This window comes from Microbacterium hydrothermale, from assembly GCF_004854025.1.
Taxonomy (GTDB): Bacteria; Actinomycetota; Actinomycetes; order Actinomycetales; family Microbacteriaceae; genus Microbacterium; species Microbacterium hydrothermale.
The window spans coordinates 162,431-175,293 of the sequence record NZ_STGM01000006.1 but is presented as its reverse complement, the minus strand read 5'-3'; the positions used below and the strand labels follow the sequence as shown (position 1 = coordinate 175,293).

Below are 12,863 nucleotides of genomic sequence, written 5' to 3'. Positions count from 1 at the left end.
TGATTCCTGACGCATACTGTTCGATAGAGCCGAAGGGATGCCGTGTTCGATCTGCGCCGCCTGCGCCTGCTGCACGAGCTGAGCGTGCGCGGCACGCTCGCCGCCGTCGCCGATGCCCTCTCCTACAGCCCTTCGACGATCTCGCAGCAGCTCGCCCTGCTCGAGAAGGAGGCCGGGGTGGCCCTGCTCGAGCCCGACGGGCGCCGCGTGCGTCTGACGGCGCAGGGCGCCGCCCTCGCCGCGCACGCGGCCCGCATGCTCGCCGCCGACGAGGCCGCGCGCGCCGAGCTCGAGCGCATGCGCCCGTCCCTCGCCCCCGTGCGTCTGGCCGTGATGCAGTCCGCGGCGCACGGTCTGCTCCCCCGCGCGCTCGACGCCCTCGCCGCGAGCGAACCGCAGTTGCGCGTCGAGGTCGCCGAGCTCGCCCCTGAGGAGGGGCTGTTCGAGGTCGCCGCCCGCGGCTTCGACCTCGCCGTCGCCGAGCAGTACCCCGGCCACACGCGCGAACACCGCGAGGGCCTCGAGCGGGGACTCCTGGGCCGGGATGCCATCCGCCTCGCCGTCGCGCCCGGGGATGGCGCGGCACGGCTCGACGACCTCCGCGACCGCGCGTGGGTGATGGAGCCCGTCGGCACCGCCGCCCGGCAGTGGGCGACGCAGCAGTGCCGGGCGGCCGGATTCGAGCCCTACGTGCGGTTCGAGATGGCCGATCTCACCGCGCACGTGCGACTCGTGGCATCCGGTCATGCCGTCGGCCTGATCCCCGACCTGGTCTTCGCCGGCGAGACGCCGCCCGTGCGGCTCGTGGGCCTGCCGGGAGAGCCGCGCCGCGAGGTGTTCACGGCGGTGCGCCGCGGAACGGCCGACCGCCCCGGCGTCCGCGCGGTGCGCGGGGCACTGCAGGTGGCGTACGACCGGGGCGGCCGGTGAAGCGCCGCTCCCCCCGCGGTCCCGCTCGTGATCCGAGAGGGTCCCGATCGGGGGCGAGGGGAGCGACGCCTCCTCTTACTTCGTCAGCGCGATCTCGTTCGGCGTCTCGTCGAGCGTCGCGCTCGTCGTGACCTCGCCCGTGGTGAGGTCGACCGCGTGCACGGCGTTCTTCGCGGGCTCGGTGACGTAGGCGATGTCGCCCGAGACCTTGATCGCGGGGTGCGCGTCCTGCCACTCGACGGGGCCGTCCCACGGGTCGATCACGGGGAAGGCGTCGGTGAAGACACCCGTCACGGGGTCGAGCACGTGGATCGAGCCGTCCGAGGCGAGCACGTAGGCCAGGTCGCCCGGGCCGCGCGCGACGTCGCGGAAGGTGTACTCCGCGCCGGCGGGCATGTCGACGACGCGCTGGCTCTTCGCCGCGGTGTCGATCAGCGCGACGCGGTGGAGCAGGTAGCCCTCGGCATCCCGGTCGTCCTTGTAATCGCCCACGACGACGGCGCTGCTGTCGCTGACGTAGGCGTTGCCCATGCGTCCGTACGGCTGATCGGGGGCGGTGAGCTTCGTGAAGGCGCCGTCGGCGTACACGAGCGCGCCGTTCTCGCAGCCGAACACGACGACCTCGTCCTTCGCGGTGCCCTCACCGTGGATGCCGGGGCATTCGGCGGTCTCGGCGATCGTCGCGCCCGCGGCATCCTTCGCCACGGCCCCATTGCGGCCGTCGGCGTTTCCGACCGTGGTGAGGAAGGTGCCGTCCTCGAGGACGATCGAGACGCCGTGGTGCGCCTCGACGCCCGGGACGGTCTCGACCGCGGGGAGCGAATCGGTGGATGCCAGGAGGGCGTCGCTGTCAAAGATCGTGGAGTCGCTCGTGCCGTCGGCGTAGAGGACCGTCTTGCCCCCGTGCGTCACGACGTGGCCGGGCTTGGATGCCGCGAAGACCAGGTCGGTGAGCGCGGGCTCGTCGCCCGCGGTCCCGGCGTCCAGAACCTGGAAGCCGGCGCTCGTGGTGACCATGATGTGGCGGCCGTCGCCCGCCGAATTGAGGCGGGTGAACTCCTCGCTCGAGACGTCGGCGAGCGTCTCGAGGGTGTCGCCGTCGAGCACGACGATGCCGCCCGGGTACGACAGGGCGACCCGGGTCGCCGCCTCGCCGGAGGCCGGGGCGCTCGAGGCGGGGGCGGCCGAACCGGCGCCGCCCGCACAGGCCGAGAGCCCGACGGTGGCGCCGACCGCGAGCGCGAGCAGGCCCGCACGGCGGAAGGAAGAACTGCGCATGTGATTTCTCTTTCTCAGGTGGTGGCCGACGCTCAGGGCGACAGGCCGGTGGCGATGCGCTGCGTGTTGACGCGCATCATGGTCAGGTAATCGGGGGCGTCGCCCGCGGCGTCGGTCAGCGACTCGGTGAACAGCTCGGTCACCTCGACGTCGCGATCGGCCTCGTCGGCGAGCGCGCGCACGAGACGATCCGGAGACGACGACTCCGCGAAGATCGTCGGCACCCCCGCCTCGTCGATCGCCGAGACGAGGTCGGCCAGGTCGCTCGCGCTCGGTGCGGCGAGGGTCGTCCCGCCCGGGATGACCGCGCCGATGACACGGAACCCGAAGCGGTCGGCGAGGTAGCCGAACACGTGGTGGTTGGTCACCAGAGCGCGTCGCTCGCTCGGGATCGCGGCGAAGGCGGCGGTTATCTCGGCATCCAGCGTCTCGAGCTCGGCGCGGTACGCGGCGGCGTGATCCGCGACCGCCGGCCCGGCGATCTCGCCGAGCAGCGGCGAGAGCGCGTCGACCACGGCGATCATCTGCGCGGGGTCCGTCCAGAAGTGCGGATCGTCCGCACCGTCCGCGTCGGTCGAGGTGTAGGGCAGCACGTCGACCGCATCGCCGGCGACGAAGGTGCGCACCCCCTCGGCGGAGGCGGCGTCGAGGTGCTGCTGCAGTCCCTCCTCCAGCCCCAGACCGTTGGCCACGAGCAGGTCGGCGGTGCGCACGCGGGCGGCCTCGGCGGCCGAGATCTCGAACGAGTGCGGGTCGGCGCCCGGCCGCATGAGCGTGAGCACCTCCGCCTCGTCGCCGACGAGGTGCGACACGACGTCGCCGAGGATGTTCGTCGTCACCACCACGAGGGGACGATCGGATGCCGCCGACCCGGCGCATCCGGTGAGGACGAGCAGGGCGGCCGTGACGGCGAGGGCGAGGGTCCGGCGCACGGGCATCGGCATCGTCATCGTCATCGTCATCGCCCCGTCTCGGCCGTGAAGAGCGGCGAGGTCGCGGGGGTGAACTCGCGGGCGACGCGCGCACCGTCGGCGAAGTCGAGCTCCCAGAGGCGTCCCTCCTCGGCGCCGCCGAGGTAGGCGCGCTGCTGGTCGGCGAGGAGCGAGACGGGACGACCGGCGGCGAGGCTCGCGCCGACCAGGGGCTCGGTTCGTGCGCGCAGCTCCCCCGTCTCCCCGTCGAGCACGAGCACGCGCCCGTCCGGGGTCAGGGCGAGCAGATTCGCGTCCTTGTCGTCGACGGCCGTGGCCTGCACGACCGGCTCGGCCGTCGGCACGAGCGTCCAGGTGCGCTCACGGGTGTCGAGCATCCAGATCCCGGCCTCCCCGGCGGGGGCGGCGACGGTCGGGCGCCCCTCGCGGTTCGCGAACACCGTGGCGCGCGGCGCCGTCGTCCCCTCCGGGTAGGGGATCCGCTCCACGGCGGGACCGGTGTCGGCGACGGTGACGAGCAGGGCGCCGTCGCGGCATCCGATCACCGCTCCCACCCGCGTGGTGATGGTGCCGGCCGGATCGACGCAGGGGGTGCGCGTTCCCACCTCGGCGCCGTCGGCGGTGTGCAGCGACACCTCGTCGCCCGCGGCGACCGCGGCGAACGACCCGGCCGGGACGACGAGACCCGCCCCGGGCGGACGGTCGAGACGGAACCGCTCGACGATCTCGCCCTTCGACAGGGCTTCGGTGTCGAGCAGGACGGCCTCGCCGGAGGCGGGGAAGAACAACCCCGTTCCGCCGGTCGTCGAGGAGTTCGAGGTCGCGACGGTGGCGGTCCCGCCGCCGTCGACGTCGCCCAGCACGCGCGCCTCGGCCCGGTAGTAGTGGAAGTGGTCCACGTGGTCCCAGGTCCACACGCCGCTGTCGACGATCGAGACGCCCTCGTCGTCGGCCACGAAGAGGTAGCGGCCGTCGGAGTGCGCCGCGGTGGGCACGCGCACCTCGCCGATCTCGGTCGTGGTCTCCTCGAGGAGGTCGAGGTGCGTCACGCGACCGTCGGCGTCGACCGAGGTCAGCCCGAGGGCGGGCTCGGCGAGCTCGGTCGCCCCGTCGATGGCGCCGTGGGTGTCGACGGAGGGTTCCGGGGCGGAGGCGGCGGGGGCCGAGCACCCGGCGAGGGTGAAGATGGCGAGCGCGCCGAGCAGCGCGACCCGTCGGGTCGGGGAGGAAGGACGCATGGGGGCTTTCGGGTCAGACGGGAAGGGGAACGGGGGATGCCGCGCGCCGGCGGAGGGCGTCGGATGAGGCCCGCAGCGCCCACGACAGCCCGGCCGCGGCGATCGCGGTGGCGGCGATGGTGGCTCCGGCTGCGGTGGCGGCGTGCCAGGAGATGAGAAGCCCCACGGCCACAGCCAGGGCCCCCACGACCGCGGCGAGCAGCATCGTCGTGGGGATGCGCACGGTCCACTGCCGGGCCGCCACGGCGGGGGCCACGAGCAGCCCCACCACCAGCAGGGAACCGACGGCCTGATACGACGCGACCACCGCGAGGGTGACCAGGCCCACCAGCACGGTCTGCGCGAGACGGGGTTTCAATCCGAGCACCGTCGCGACGCGTTCGTCGACGGCGGCGGCCACGAGCGCGCGGTGCGCCAGCGTCGCGGCGACGACGCCGATCGCCGCGGCGATCGCGAGCACGACGAGGTCGTCGGCGCCGACCGCGAGGATGTCGCCGAACAGGATCGCCGTGGCATCCGTCGCGAAGCTCCCCGCGTGCGAGATCACGATCACGCCGAGCGCGAGCATGCCGACGAACAGCAGTCCGATGCTCGTGTCGTACGACAGCTTCGCGCGCCGCTGGAGCACGCCGATGCCCAGGCTCATCACGACGGCGCTCGCGGCGGCGCCGAGGAGCACGGGCAGGCCCGCGACGGTGGCGAGTGCGACGCCGGGCAGCATCCCGTGCGCCAGGGCCTCACCGAGGAAGGCCATGCCCCGCACGATCACCCAGGTCCCCGCGACGGCGCACAGCACCGCGACGAGGACGCCGCCCCAGAGGGCGCGCTGCACGAAGTCGAGCGAGAACGGATCGAGGAGCCAGGACACGGTGATCGACCGTAGCGTTAAGTGAGAACGATTCTCAAACTCGTATAGTGGATGCCGTGCCCCCGTCACCCGCCCCCACCCCTGCCCTCCGCGCTCGCGCCCTGCGCGTGACCTTCTCGGGCACGGTGGCCCTGGACGCCGTCGACCTCGACGTGCCCCGCGGCGCCCTCACCGTGGTCGTCGGGGCGAACGGGGCGGGCAAGTCGACACTGCTCGAAGCCCTTGCCGGCTCACGCGCGCCGACGTCGGGCGACGTCGACGCCCACGGCCTCTCGCGCTCCTTCGTCCCCCAGCGCGCGGCGGTGGGCGAGCACCTCCCCCTGACCGTTCGCGACGTCGTCTCGGTCGGCACCTGGGGCCGCACGGGCCCGTTCCGCCCGATGGGCCGCACCGATCATGCCGCCGTCGACGAGGCCCTGCGCCGCCTCGACATCGCCGCTCTCGCCCGGCGCCCCTTCGGCATCCTGTCGGGAGGGCAGCGACAGCGGGCCCTGCTCGCGCAGGGGCTCGCCCGCCGGGCCGACATCCTGCTGCTCGACGAACCGACCACGGGTCTCGACGCCGCGAGCGCCGCACTGAATCGCGCGGCGATCGCGGACGAGCTCCGCCGCGGCGCGACGGTGGTGTGCGTGAGTCACGACGAGCGGCTGATCGCGACCGCCGATCGCGTCGTCGCCCTCGCGGACGGCCGCGTCGTCGGCGACGGGGAGGCGCGCGTCAGCCGCGAGCGCGCACGCGCGCGGTGACGCGCGACAGCATCTCGGCCGCGGCCGCCGCGACCTCCGCTGGCTCTTCGCGGACGGCCTCTTCGACCTCGCGGGGGAACCGGCGCAGAGCGACCCACGGCTCGGCATCCAGATCGATCTCGAGGTAGATGTGATTGACGCGGCGATCCTCGGCGTCGAGTTCGCGCCGCAGCAGGCCGCGACCGATGAGACGGTCCACCAGGGTCGTGACCCCGGCCGCCGTCACCCCGAGGTGACCGCGCAGGTTGGAGGGGCGGATGCCGGGTTCGTCGGCGATGCACGACAGTGCCGAGGCCTCGAGCTCGCTCACGTTGAGTTCGTTCCGGGCACGGGCGATGGCCTCGTCGCGGGCTGCGACGTAGTCGTCCAGCGCCGCGAGCAGAGCGGAGGGGAGAGACACGACGGAACCCCCTCTCGACGCGACCCGGCCGGTCGCTGATCCTCACTCTAGTGAGAAACCTGAGTATCTCGCGAAGATAATTAACTGAGTGAAATACGTGTTACCTTAGAAATCAACTCAGCCCGACCAATCGACGAAGGAGATCATCATGGCCACGCTGTTCTACGGTTCCGACACCGCCCCCATCTCCCTTCCCGACCGCCTGATGGGATACATCAAGGTGATCGCGTCGACGAAGTTGCGCCGTGGAGAATCCTTCACGCTCACCTGGACCGGCACGGCGGATGAGACCGGCCGCTCCACCATCTGGCTCCAGCCGGCCATCCCTCTGCGCTTCGTCTTCGAGTCGCCCGAGCCCGAGCAGCTCGTCGGCGACTACCTCCGCTCCCTCGCCGACCAGGCGAACGCCGCGTCCGGCCTCGTCGTCGACACCCGCACCTGGGAGGCCGCAGAAGAGGCCTCGCGCACTCCCGCGCACCCCGTTCGCGCGGCGGCCGGCCGGCCGGTGCGCGCCGCCTGATACCACGCGCGACCCCGCGACGGAAGCCTCACCGTACGCCCCCCATAATGTGGGGGGCGTATGACATTCATGCGCATGGATCGAGGTGACGGATGCCGGTTCGCAAGTTGCTCGACATGGCCTTGCTCGAGGCGTGGTTGGCGGAGTTCCGCGCCCTGGGATACCTGACCGGGAGCGACATCCGTGTCCTCGAACAGGATGACGACGCCGAGCCCGACGCCGACATCGGCCTCATCGTGGTGGATCTCAGCAACGCCAAGACCATCACCTACCTGCAGCCGATCGCCGGCGGCGACGGCAGCTGGAAGGCGACGATGGAGGCCCGCGACGACGTGATCGAGCTGAGCGCCGTCGAACTCGTCACCCTCGGCAACGAGGTCAACGTGCTCGGTGCGCTCGTGGCGTTCCTCGAGACGAAGTCGAAAGCGCTCCTCGCCGCCTGCTGATCCCGCTACCGCGGGTTCTCCCCCACCCATCGCAGCACCTGCTGCGCGTGGGTGTTCGGCGGGAACACGGGGTAGAACGCGTGAGTGATGCCACCGTCGTCGACCACGAGCGTCAGCCGCGCGTACAGGCGCGCGTGCCCTTCCGCCGCGAAGGTCGGCAGCCCCAGCGCCTCGGCCACGACGAACCCCTCGTCGGAGATCATCGAGAAGGGCAGACGCAGCCTCCGAACCACCTCGCGCTGATAGTCGACGTTCTGGCTCGAGAGCCCGAAGACGGCCGAGACCCCGGCGCGGCGAAGATCCTCGTGGTGGTCGCGGAAGTCGCAGGCCTCGGTGGTGCAGCCGCGCGCCCCGGGAATCTCCTCCCACCCCTCGGGCAGCTCGGCGTCGGGACGCCCCGTCAGGGGGTAGAGGTAGACGATCGTACGACCGGCGGGCAACGCCCCGAGATCGACCGTGCCGCCGTCGGAGGTCGGCAGCGTCACCCCCGGCATCCGTCGCCCGGGCAGGTGCGCGGCCGCCCCGTCATCGATCGGCACCGGAAGATCGGGCGGCAGAGAGGTGTGGTCGGCCATGGAGCGAGCGCGTCCTTCCCGGGAGTGCCGTGCAGAGACGAGGACAAAGGAAACCCCTCCACGGGAGACCCCCTCCACGCGATTTTTCCACGCTCCTCGTGACGCCGGTGAACGCCGGCCCGACCCCGACAAGAGCGGGCGTTCTCTCGGATGAGGCTTTCTGACAGTCAGGTGTGCAGGAAAGGCGTTCCCTTGACAGGGCGGGGGCCCGCCACGGGATGGTCGAAGTGGAGTACATCGGTCCTTCGGGGCAACGGAGCAGAAAGGGATACCTCATGTCGAAGTGGAAGATGAAGACCGTACTCGCCGCCAGTGCAGCAGCGCTGCTCGTTGGCGTATCCGCGCCGGCCGCCAACGCCGTCGAGATCACGGCAGCCGGCGATGCGCAGTTCGCCGAGAACCAGAATCTCGACGCGCAGCAGGTGAGAGAGCGCACTCAGCTGCTGAACGCTCGCTACACCGAAGTCGGAGTGGAGCTCGCGCCCGCCGACGCCGAATTCGTCACGCTCTACGCGAGCAAGGCACCTGTCGAAGGTGCGATATCGACGATGGCCGTGCACGGCGGTGATTTCAGCGCGAACGGATCGGGCGCCGGCGGCACAGGTGCTATCAGCGGCTCGATGTATCTGGACAACGCGGAGTTCTCCGTCGACAACGGCTACAACGGCCAGCTGAACGCCACCGGATCGACGAACGTCGAGGAGATCACGACGTGCTTCAACGTCCGCGCATACGGAACGGTCGGTCAGAGCGGTGTGGGCCTCGTCTACTCCGACGACCCCTGCCAGACGAACTCAGGTTCGACGTCGTCCATGGGCGTCGACAAGCGTTACAGCGCTTTCGTGGTCTATTCCACGATCACAGCGAACGCGACTTTCCGCACCGCCTCGGGCACCTTCCAGGTCTCGTCCTAAGGAGGAAGCCATGATGGACAACTTCACGATGGTGAATTTCATCATCTCCCTCATCATCGTCGCCGCGCTCGTCGCCGGCATCGTGTATGCGATCCGGCGCTGGCGCACGGCCCGGCGTGAGCGCGCGCAGGGGAGCTCGCCCCACACAGCGAGACCGACGTCGCCGAGATGAACGCGAAGAATCACGAGGCGGTGCGCGTTGCGGCGCACCGCCTTCTCGCTGTCCAGCCCACTCATGACGCCGCCATCGAGTCGAACCGCCCTACGAGGACCATTCGACCCGATGCGCCACGTCGACACGAGCAGAGGTCGTCTTGAACGCCGGACGATGACGGCCGCCCCGCCGGAGACTGCGGTCGCTCGGTCAGCACGCGCGCGCAACCGGGCCCGGCCCGAGCTCGAGTGCGGGCGTCACGGCGTTCGATGCCGGTCAGCGGTCATGAACACAGACAACGCCAGAGGCCCGGTTTCTCGTTCTTCGGTGAGAAACCGGGCCTCCTTCTTCCGGTGGCGAGTGAGGGATTCGAACCCCCGAATGCAATGCAGTCTGATTTACAGTCAGATCCCTTTGGCCGCTTGGGTAACTCGCCAGATGCGCACCCGCCCGGCTTTCACAGTCGACCAGAGGCGCGAGAAACCACTCTACTATCCCCGGAGGGGTGCCTCAAACCACGCAGCGTGTTGTCTTCAGGCGGGCGTGCGCAGCAGCGCGCCCTCGCGCCGGCAGGTCGCCGCCGCCACGTCCATGGCGCGAGAGAGCACGGCATCCCACTCCTGCGCCGTCTCGGGCAGCCGATCGCGCACGAGGGCGGCGGTCGTCGCGAGCACCGCGTCACCCCCACCCATCGTGTCGACGATCCGGCCCGGAAGGTCGGAGATGCCCCGCGACACCGACGTGCCGCCGGCGTCGATCGCCGCCCCGCCCGCGCCGTAGGTCGCGAGCACCGCGCCCACGCCGAGACCGATCAGCTTCTCGCGCAGGTGCTCGAGCGGAGCGTCGTAGAGCAGGTGCGCGTCGTCCTCGCCGACCTTGACGAGAAGGGCTCCGGATGCCGCCTTCTCGAAGCCGCGGACGAACTCGGCCCGGTCGTGCAGCATGCCGCTGCGCGGGTTCGGGTCGATCGCGAGGGGCGTCGACGGAGATGCCGTGGCGTCGATGAGCAGGTCGGTCTGCTCGCGGTCGTCGAACGGGAAGCAGCTGACGACGACCATGGGGGCGGCGGCGATCGCCGCGCGCTCGACGTCTCCGTAGGAGACGCGGCGGTTCTGGGCGGCCTCGTTGAACACGTACTCGGGTTCGCCGCCCGCAGAGCGCGTGCTGACCGCGCGCGAGGTGCCGTGCTCCGACGGGCTCACGAGCAGCTCGACATCGTACTCGTCGAGGTAGCGGCGGATCTGCTCCCCCGCCTCGTCGTCGCCGACCATGGCGATGAGGGATGCCGGCACCCCGAGCCGCGAGAGACCCACGGCCACGTTGAGTCCGGCGCCCCCGACGAACTCGCGCACGCCGGTCTCGTCGCGCAGCTCGTCGATGAGGGCGTCGCCGATGACGACCACCCGACCGGTCACCGGGTCACCTCCGCCGCGTCGAGCACGCGCGAGACGAACTCCTCGGTGCGACGCTTGGTGCCGTCGATCTTGCGGTCGACACTCGCGCGGATCTCGCTCGGGGCGAGCGGGGCGGCCAGGCGCACCGTCTCGTGGCAGGAGAGGTCGGCGCAAATGTAGGTGCCGACGGTGTCGCCGTGCTCCCCCGCCTCTCCGGCCTTGCGAGCGGTGAAGAGCGACACCTGGTCGCCGGGCTGCATCGTGTGGCAGAGATTGCACATCGCGGAGCGGGCGCGGGACTGTCCCTCGGCGGCACGCAGCACCACGGCGGTCGGCTGCCCCTCGTGCTCGGTCAGCACGTAGCCGCGTCCGCGCGTGCGCGGATCGCGCCAGGCGAGGAAGTCGAGGTGATCCCAGTCCGCCAGCAGGAAGTCATGGGGAAGGGCGATGATCCGCAGCTCGTCGGGGGTGGCGTTGACGAACGCGTCCCTGACCTCGTCTTCGGTGAGTGCTCGCATGGCATCCGAGTCTACGAGCGACGCGGGACCGTGGCGCCCGTCGGCCTCACTTCGTCACCGTCACCCAGGCGCGCTCCGTGTCGGAATCGACCGTGAGGACGACTTGCACCGTGCCCGACAGCCCGACGGCATAGGTGTTGCCCTGCGGCGCCGGCGAGTCGCACGCGAAGGTGCCGCTCGTCAGCACGGCCCCCTCCCCTTCGGGCGTCGAGTCGCGCAGCGCGTACGTCATCGCCTGCCCGCCCTCGCACTGCCCCTCGACCGTCAGCGCATCGCCCGCCTCGAACGCGTCCGATACCACGGTGTCGGTGGTGTTCACTCCCTCGACGAGCTCGTATACGGCGCGGGCGACCTCGGAGGGGCCCGGGGACGGCACGGCGTACGCGAGCGGGGTCGGCCGATCCGCCGTCGGGGAGGGCACCGCGGAAGGCGGGGTCGTCGGCTCCGCCTCGGGGGCGCAGCCCGCGGCACCCATCGCCACCAGGGCGAGAACGGTCACGACGAGGGTCTTTCCACGCACGGCCATCACTCGACGCTAGGCGCGACGGCGCGCGGTGTCGAGGCGCGGCGCGTTCCGGGGACACGGCGTCCAGCCCGGCACGCCGCCGCTCGACGCCGGTACCTTTGAGTCATGGCTGACTCATCGTTTGACATCGTCTCCAAGATCGACCGGCAGGAAGCCGACAACGCCCTCAACCAGGCGCACAAAGAGGTCGAGCAGCGCTACGACTTCAAGGGCACCGACGCCTCCATCGCGTGGAGCGGCGAGTCGATCGTCATCAAGGCGAACTCCGAAGAGCGCGCGAACGCCGTGCTCGACGTCTTCCAGACCAAGCTCATCAAGCGCGGCATCTCGCTGAAGAGCCTCGAGAGCGGCGAGCCGGTGCAGAGCGGCAAGGAGTACCGCATCACCTCCACGCTGAAGGAGGGCATCTCGCAGGAGAACGCGAAGAAGATCGGCAAGATCATCCGCGACGAGGGCCCCAAGGGCGTGAAGTCGCAGATCCAGGGTGACGAACTGCGCGTTCAGTCCAAGTCCCGCGACGACCTGCAGGAGGTGCAGCGCCTGCTCAAGGCCGCCGACCTCGACGTCGACCTGCAGTTTACGAACTACCGCTGACCCGGTCGCAGGAGGATCAGCCCATGGCCGTCCGCGTCGATCTGAACATCTCCCTCGACGGCGTCGCCGCGCCCGCTGGTCCCACCCCCGAGAACCCCATGGGTGCCGACTGGGAACGGCTCGTCGAGGATTACATGGCGACGCGCACGTTCCGTGCGCGGGTGTTCGGCGACAACTCGGGTGCGGGTACAACCGGCGTCGACGACCGCTACGCCGCCGCGTACTTCGAGGGCGTCGGCGCGGAGATCATGGGGGCGGCGATGTTCGGCCTTCATTCCTTCCCCGACGACCCCGACTGGCGCGGATGGTGGGGCGACGAGCCGCCCTTCCGCGTGCCGGTCATCGTGCTGACGCACCGCCCGCGCACACCGATCTCCTTCGCCAACGGCACGCGTTTCGAGTTCTCCGCGGAGGGGATCGCGGATGCCGTCGCCCGAGCGCGCGAGCTCGCCGGCGGCGCCGACGTGCGCGTGGGCGGCGGGCTGTCAACCGTCCGCGCCGCCCTGGCCGGCGGCCTCGTCGACCGTCTGCACGTCGCTGTTCGCCCCGTCGTCCTCGGCCGCGGCGGTCGCCTGTGGGACGACCTTCCCGGTCTCGACACCGGCTACTCCGTCACCTCCGAGGTCGCGGAGAGCGGCGTGATCCACGTGACGTTCGCGCGATGAGCAGACCGCTCGACCCCCTCACGTGCCCGACGTGCGGCGATCCCCTGCGCTTCGAGATCCTCGACGACGAGCGCTTCCTCGTCGCGTGGTCGTGCGTGAACTGCGGTCTCATCCGGACGACCGAGCCGGTGTGACCCCGCCCGCGGCGGGGTCGGGCCGCCCGTT

The 12,863-nt window shown here is 71.0% G+C and carries 18 protein-coding genes and 1 tRNA gene; 9 read left to right on the top strand and 10 right to left on the bottom strand.

The window, feature by feature from the left end; translation table 11 throughout:
• Positions 1-42 precede the first annotated feature (42 nt).
• A complete protein-coding gene (locus tag FB047_RS12910) occupies positions 43-930 on the top strand; it encodes a LysR family transcriptional regulator (RefSeq protein ID WP_136587615.1) in 888 nt (295 codons plus the stop codon).
• A gap of 75 nt (positions 931-1,005) precedes the next feature.
• Here the strand turns inward: FB047_RS12910 and aztD are convergent, their stop codons facing one another.
• The 4 genes from aztD to aztB are packed head-to-tail and all read right to left on the bottom strand — an operon-like array spanning position 1,006 to position 5,246.
• Positions 1,006-2,208, bottom strand: coding sequence for a zinc metallochaperone AztD (gene aztD, locus FB047_RS12905; RefSeq protein ID WP_136587614.1), 1,203 nt, complete (start codon positions 2,206-2,208; stop codon positions 1,006-1,008).
• A gap of 32 nt (positions 2,209-2,240) precedes the next feature.
• Positions 2,241-3,140, bottom strand: a complete 900-nt coding sequence (aztC, locus tag FB047_RS12900) for a zinc ABC transporter substrate-binding protein AztC (protein WP_136587660.1) — start codon at positions 3,138-3,140, stop codon at positions 2,241-2,243.
• Between the two features lie 26 nt (positions 3,141-3,166).
• On the bottom strand, positions 3,167-4,378 hold the full coding sequence (locus tag FB047_RS12895) for an ABC transporter (protein WP_136587613.1): 1,212 nt from the start codon (positions 4,376-4,378) through the stop codon (positions 3,167-3,169).
• Between the two features lie 13 nt (positions 4,379-4,391).
• Entirely contained in the window at positions 4,392-5,246 is an 855-nt protein-coding gene (gene aztB, locus FB047_RS12890; protein WP_136587612.1) for a zinc ABC transporter permease AztB, read from the bottom strand.
• Positions 5,247-5,302: 56 nt separating this feature from the next.
• Between aztB and aztA the strand changes: the two genes are divergently transcribed.
• Positions 5,303-5,992 (top strand): zinc ABC transporter ATP-binding protein AztA, encoded by a 690-nt coding sequence (aztA, locus tag FB047_RS12885; protein WP_136587611.1) that lies wholly within the window; start codon positions 5,303-5,305, stop codon positions 5,990-5,992.
• Here aztA and FB047_RS12880 read toward each other — a convergent pair.
• Positions 5,964-6,392 carry a MarR family winged helix-turn-helix transcriptional regulator gene (locus FB047_RS12880; RefSeq protein WP_136587610.1) on the bottom strand — a complete coding sequence of 143 codons (429 nt, stop codon included), beginning with the start codon at positions 6,390-6,392 and terminating at the stop codon, positions 5,964-5,966. The two genes, aztA and FB047_RS12880, sit on opposite strands and share 29 nt — an antisense overlap.
• A 148-nt stretch (positions 6,393-6,540) precedes the next feature.
• Here FB047_RS12880 and FB047_RS12875 point away from each other — a divergent pair, with 148 nt between their 5' ends.
• Positions 6,541-6,912 carry a DUF7882 family protein gene (locus FB047_RS12875; RefSeq protein WP_136587609.1) on the top strand — a complete coding sequence of 124 codons (372 nt, stop codon included), beginning with the start codon at positions 6,541-6,543 and terminating at the stop codon, positions 6,910-6,912.
• 92 nt (positions 6,913-7,004) lie between these two features.
• On the top strand, positions 7,005-7,358 hold the full coding sequence (locus FB047_RS12870) for a hypothetical protein (RefSeq protein ID WP_136587608.1): 354 nt from the start codon (positions 7,005-7,007) through the stop codon (positions 7,356-7,358).
• 5 nt (positions 7,359-7,363) lie between these two features.
• Here FB047_RS12870 and FB047_RS12865 read toward each other — a convergent pair whose 3' ends face one another.
• The gene (locus FB047_RS12865) at positions 7,364-7,933 is read right to left on the bottom strand and encodes a peroxiredoxin (protein WP_136587607.1); all 570 of its coding nucleotides are present in this window, start codon (positions 7,931-7,933) and stop codon (positions 7,364-7,366) included.
• A 275-nt stretch (positions 7,934-8,208) separates the two neighbouring features.
• On the opposite strand from FB047_RS12865, the gene FB047_RS12860 reads away from it, so the two are divergent.
• Positions 8,209-8,847, top strand: a complete 639-nt coding sequence (locus tag FB047_RS12860) for a hypothetical protein (RefSeq protein ID WP_136587606.1) — start codon at positions 8,209-8,211, stop codon at positions 8,845-8,847.
• Positions 8,848-8,857: 10 nt separating this feature from the next.
• Positions 8,858-9,019 carry a hypothetical protein gene (locus FB047_RS16975; RefSeq protein WP_167494240.1) on the top strand — a complete coding sequence of 54 codons (162 nt, stop codon included), beginning with the start codon at positions 8,858-8,860 and terminating at the stop codon, positions 9,017-9,019.
• 336 nt (positions 9,020-9,355) lie between these two features.
• On the opposite strand, the gene FB047_RS12855 is transcribed toward FB047_RS16975, so the two are convergent.
• From FB047_RS12855 to FB047_RS12840, 4 genes are all read right to left on the bottom strand, one after another.
• Positions 9,356-9,437: transfer RNA gene (locus FB047_RS12855), tRNA-Tyr, on the bottom strand.
• Positions 9,438-9,534: 97 nt separating this feature from the next.
• Complete coding sequence (locus FB047_RS12850) at positions 9,535-10,416, bottom strand: PfkB family carbohydrate kinase (RefSeq protein ID WP_136587605.1); 882 nt, start codon at positions 10,414-10,416, stop codon at positions 9,535-9,537.
• Positions 10,413-10,913 (bottom strand): FBP domain-containing protein, encoded by a 501-nt coding sequence (locus FB047_RS12845; protein WP_136587604.1) that lies wholly within the window; start codon positions 10,911-10,913, stop codon positions 10,413-10,415. Before FB047_RS12845 ends, FB047_RS12850 begins: the two co-directional genes overlap by 4 nt.
• Before the next feature lie 46 nt (positions 10,914-10,959).
• Positions 10,960-11,439 carry a hypothetical protein gene (locus tag FB047_RS12840; protein ID WP_136587603.1) on the bottom strand — a complete coding sequence of 160 codons (480 nt, stop codon included), beginning with the start codon at positions 11,437-11,439 and terminating at the stop codon, positions 10,960-10,962.
• A 105-nt stretch (positions 11,440-11,544) separates the two neighbouring features.
• On the opposite strand from FB047_RS12840, the gene FB047_RS12835 reads away from it, so the two are divergent.
• The 3 genes from FB047_RS12835 to FB047_RS16970 are packed head-to-tail and all read left to right on the top strand — an operon-like array spanning position 11,545 to position 12,832.
• Positions 11,545-12,033 carry a YajQ family cyclic di-GMP-binding protein gene (locus tag FB047_RS12835; protein ID WP_076677322.1) on the top strand — a complete coding sequence of 163 codons (489 nt, stop codon included), beginning with the start codon at positions 11,545-11,547 and terminating at the stop codon, positions 12,031-12,033.
• 23 nt (positions 12,034-12,056) lie between these two features.
• Entirely contained in the window at positions 12,057-12,698 is a 642-nt protein-coding gene (locus FB047_RS12830; protein ID WP_136587602.1) for a dihydrofolate reductase family protein, read from the top strand.
• Entirely contained in the window at positions 12,695-12,832 is a 138-nt protein-coding gene (locus tag FB047_RS16970) for a hypothetical protein (protein WP_167494239.1), read from the top strand. Before FB047_RS12830 ends, FB047_RS16970 begins: the two co-directional genes overlap by 4 nt.
• The last annotated feature ends 31 nt before the right edge of the window (positions 12,833-12,863 follow it).

What these genes read in the sequence shown, in the direction of transcription:
- aztD (WP_136587614.1), bottom strand. Translation starts at nt 2,208, where the DNA reads ATGCGCAGTTCTTCCTTCCGCCGTGCGGGCCTGCTCGCGCTCGCGGTC.
- FB047_RS12895 (WP_136587613.1), bottom strand. Translation starts at nt 4,378, where the DNA reads ATGCGTCCTTCCTCCCCGACCCGACGGGTCGCGCTGCTCGGCGCGCTC.
- FB047_RS12875 (WP_136587609.1), top strand. Translation starts at nt 6,541, where the DNA reads ATGGCCACGCTGTTCTACGGTTCCGACACCGCCCCCATCTCCCTTCCC.
- FB047_RS12870 (WP_136587608.1), top strand. Translation starts at nt 7,005, where the DNA reads ATGCCGGTTCGCAAGTTGCTCGACATGGCCTTGCTCGAGGCGTGGTTG.
- FB047_RS12865 (WP_136587607.1), bottom strand. Translation starts at nt 7,933, where the DNA reads ATGGCCGACCACACCTCTCTGCCGCCCGATCTTCCGGTGCCGATCGAT.
- FB047_RS12860 (WP_136587606.1), top strand. Translation starts at nt 8,209, where the DNA reads ATGTCGAAGTGGAAGATGAAGACCGTACTCGCCGCCAGTGCAGCAGCG.
- FB047_RS16975 (WP_167494240.1), top strand. Translation starts at nt 8,858, where the DNA reads ATGATGGACAACTTCACGATGGTGAATTTCATCATCTCCCTCATCATC.
- FB047_RS12845 (WP_136587604.1), bottom strand. Translation starts at nt 10,913, where the DNA reads ATGCGAGCACTCACCGAAGACGAGGTCAGGGACGCGTTCGTCAACGCC.
- FB047_RS12840 (WP_136587603.1), bottom strand. Translation starts at nt 11,439, where the DNA reads ATGGCCGTGCGTGGAAAGACCCTCGTCGTGACCGTTCTCGCCCTGGTG.
- FB047_RS12835 (WP_076677322.1), top strand. Translation starts at nt 11,545, where the DNA reads ATGGCTGACTCATCGTTTGACATCGTCTCCAAGATCGACCGGCAGGAA.
- FB047_RS12830 (WP_136587602.1), top strand. Translation starts at nt 12,057, where the DNA reads ATGGCCGTCCGCGTCGATCTGAACATCTCCCTCGACGGCGTCGCCGCG.
- FB047_RS16970 (WP_167494239.1), top strand. Translation starts at nt 12,695, where the DNA reads ATGAGCAGACCGCTCGACCCCCTCACGTGCCCGACGTGCGGCGATCCC.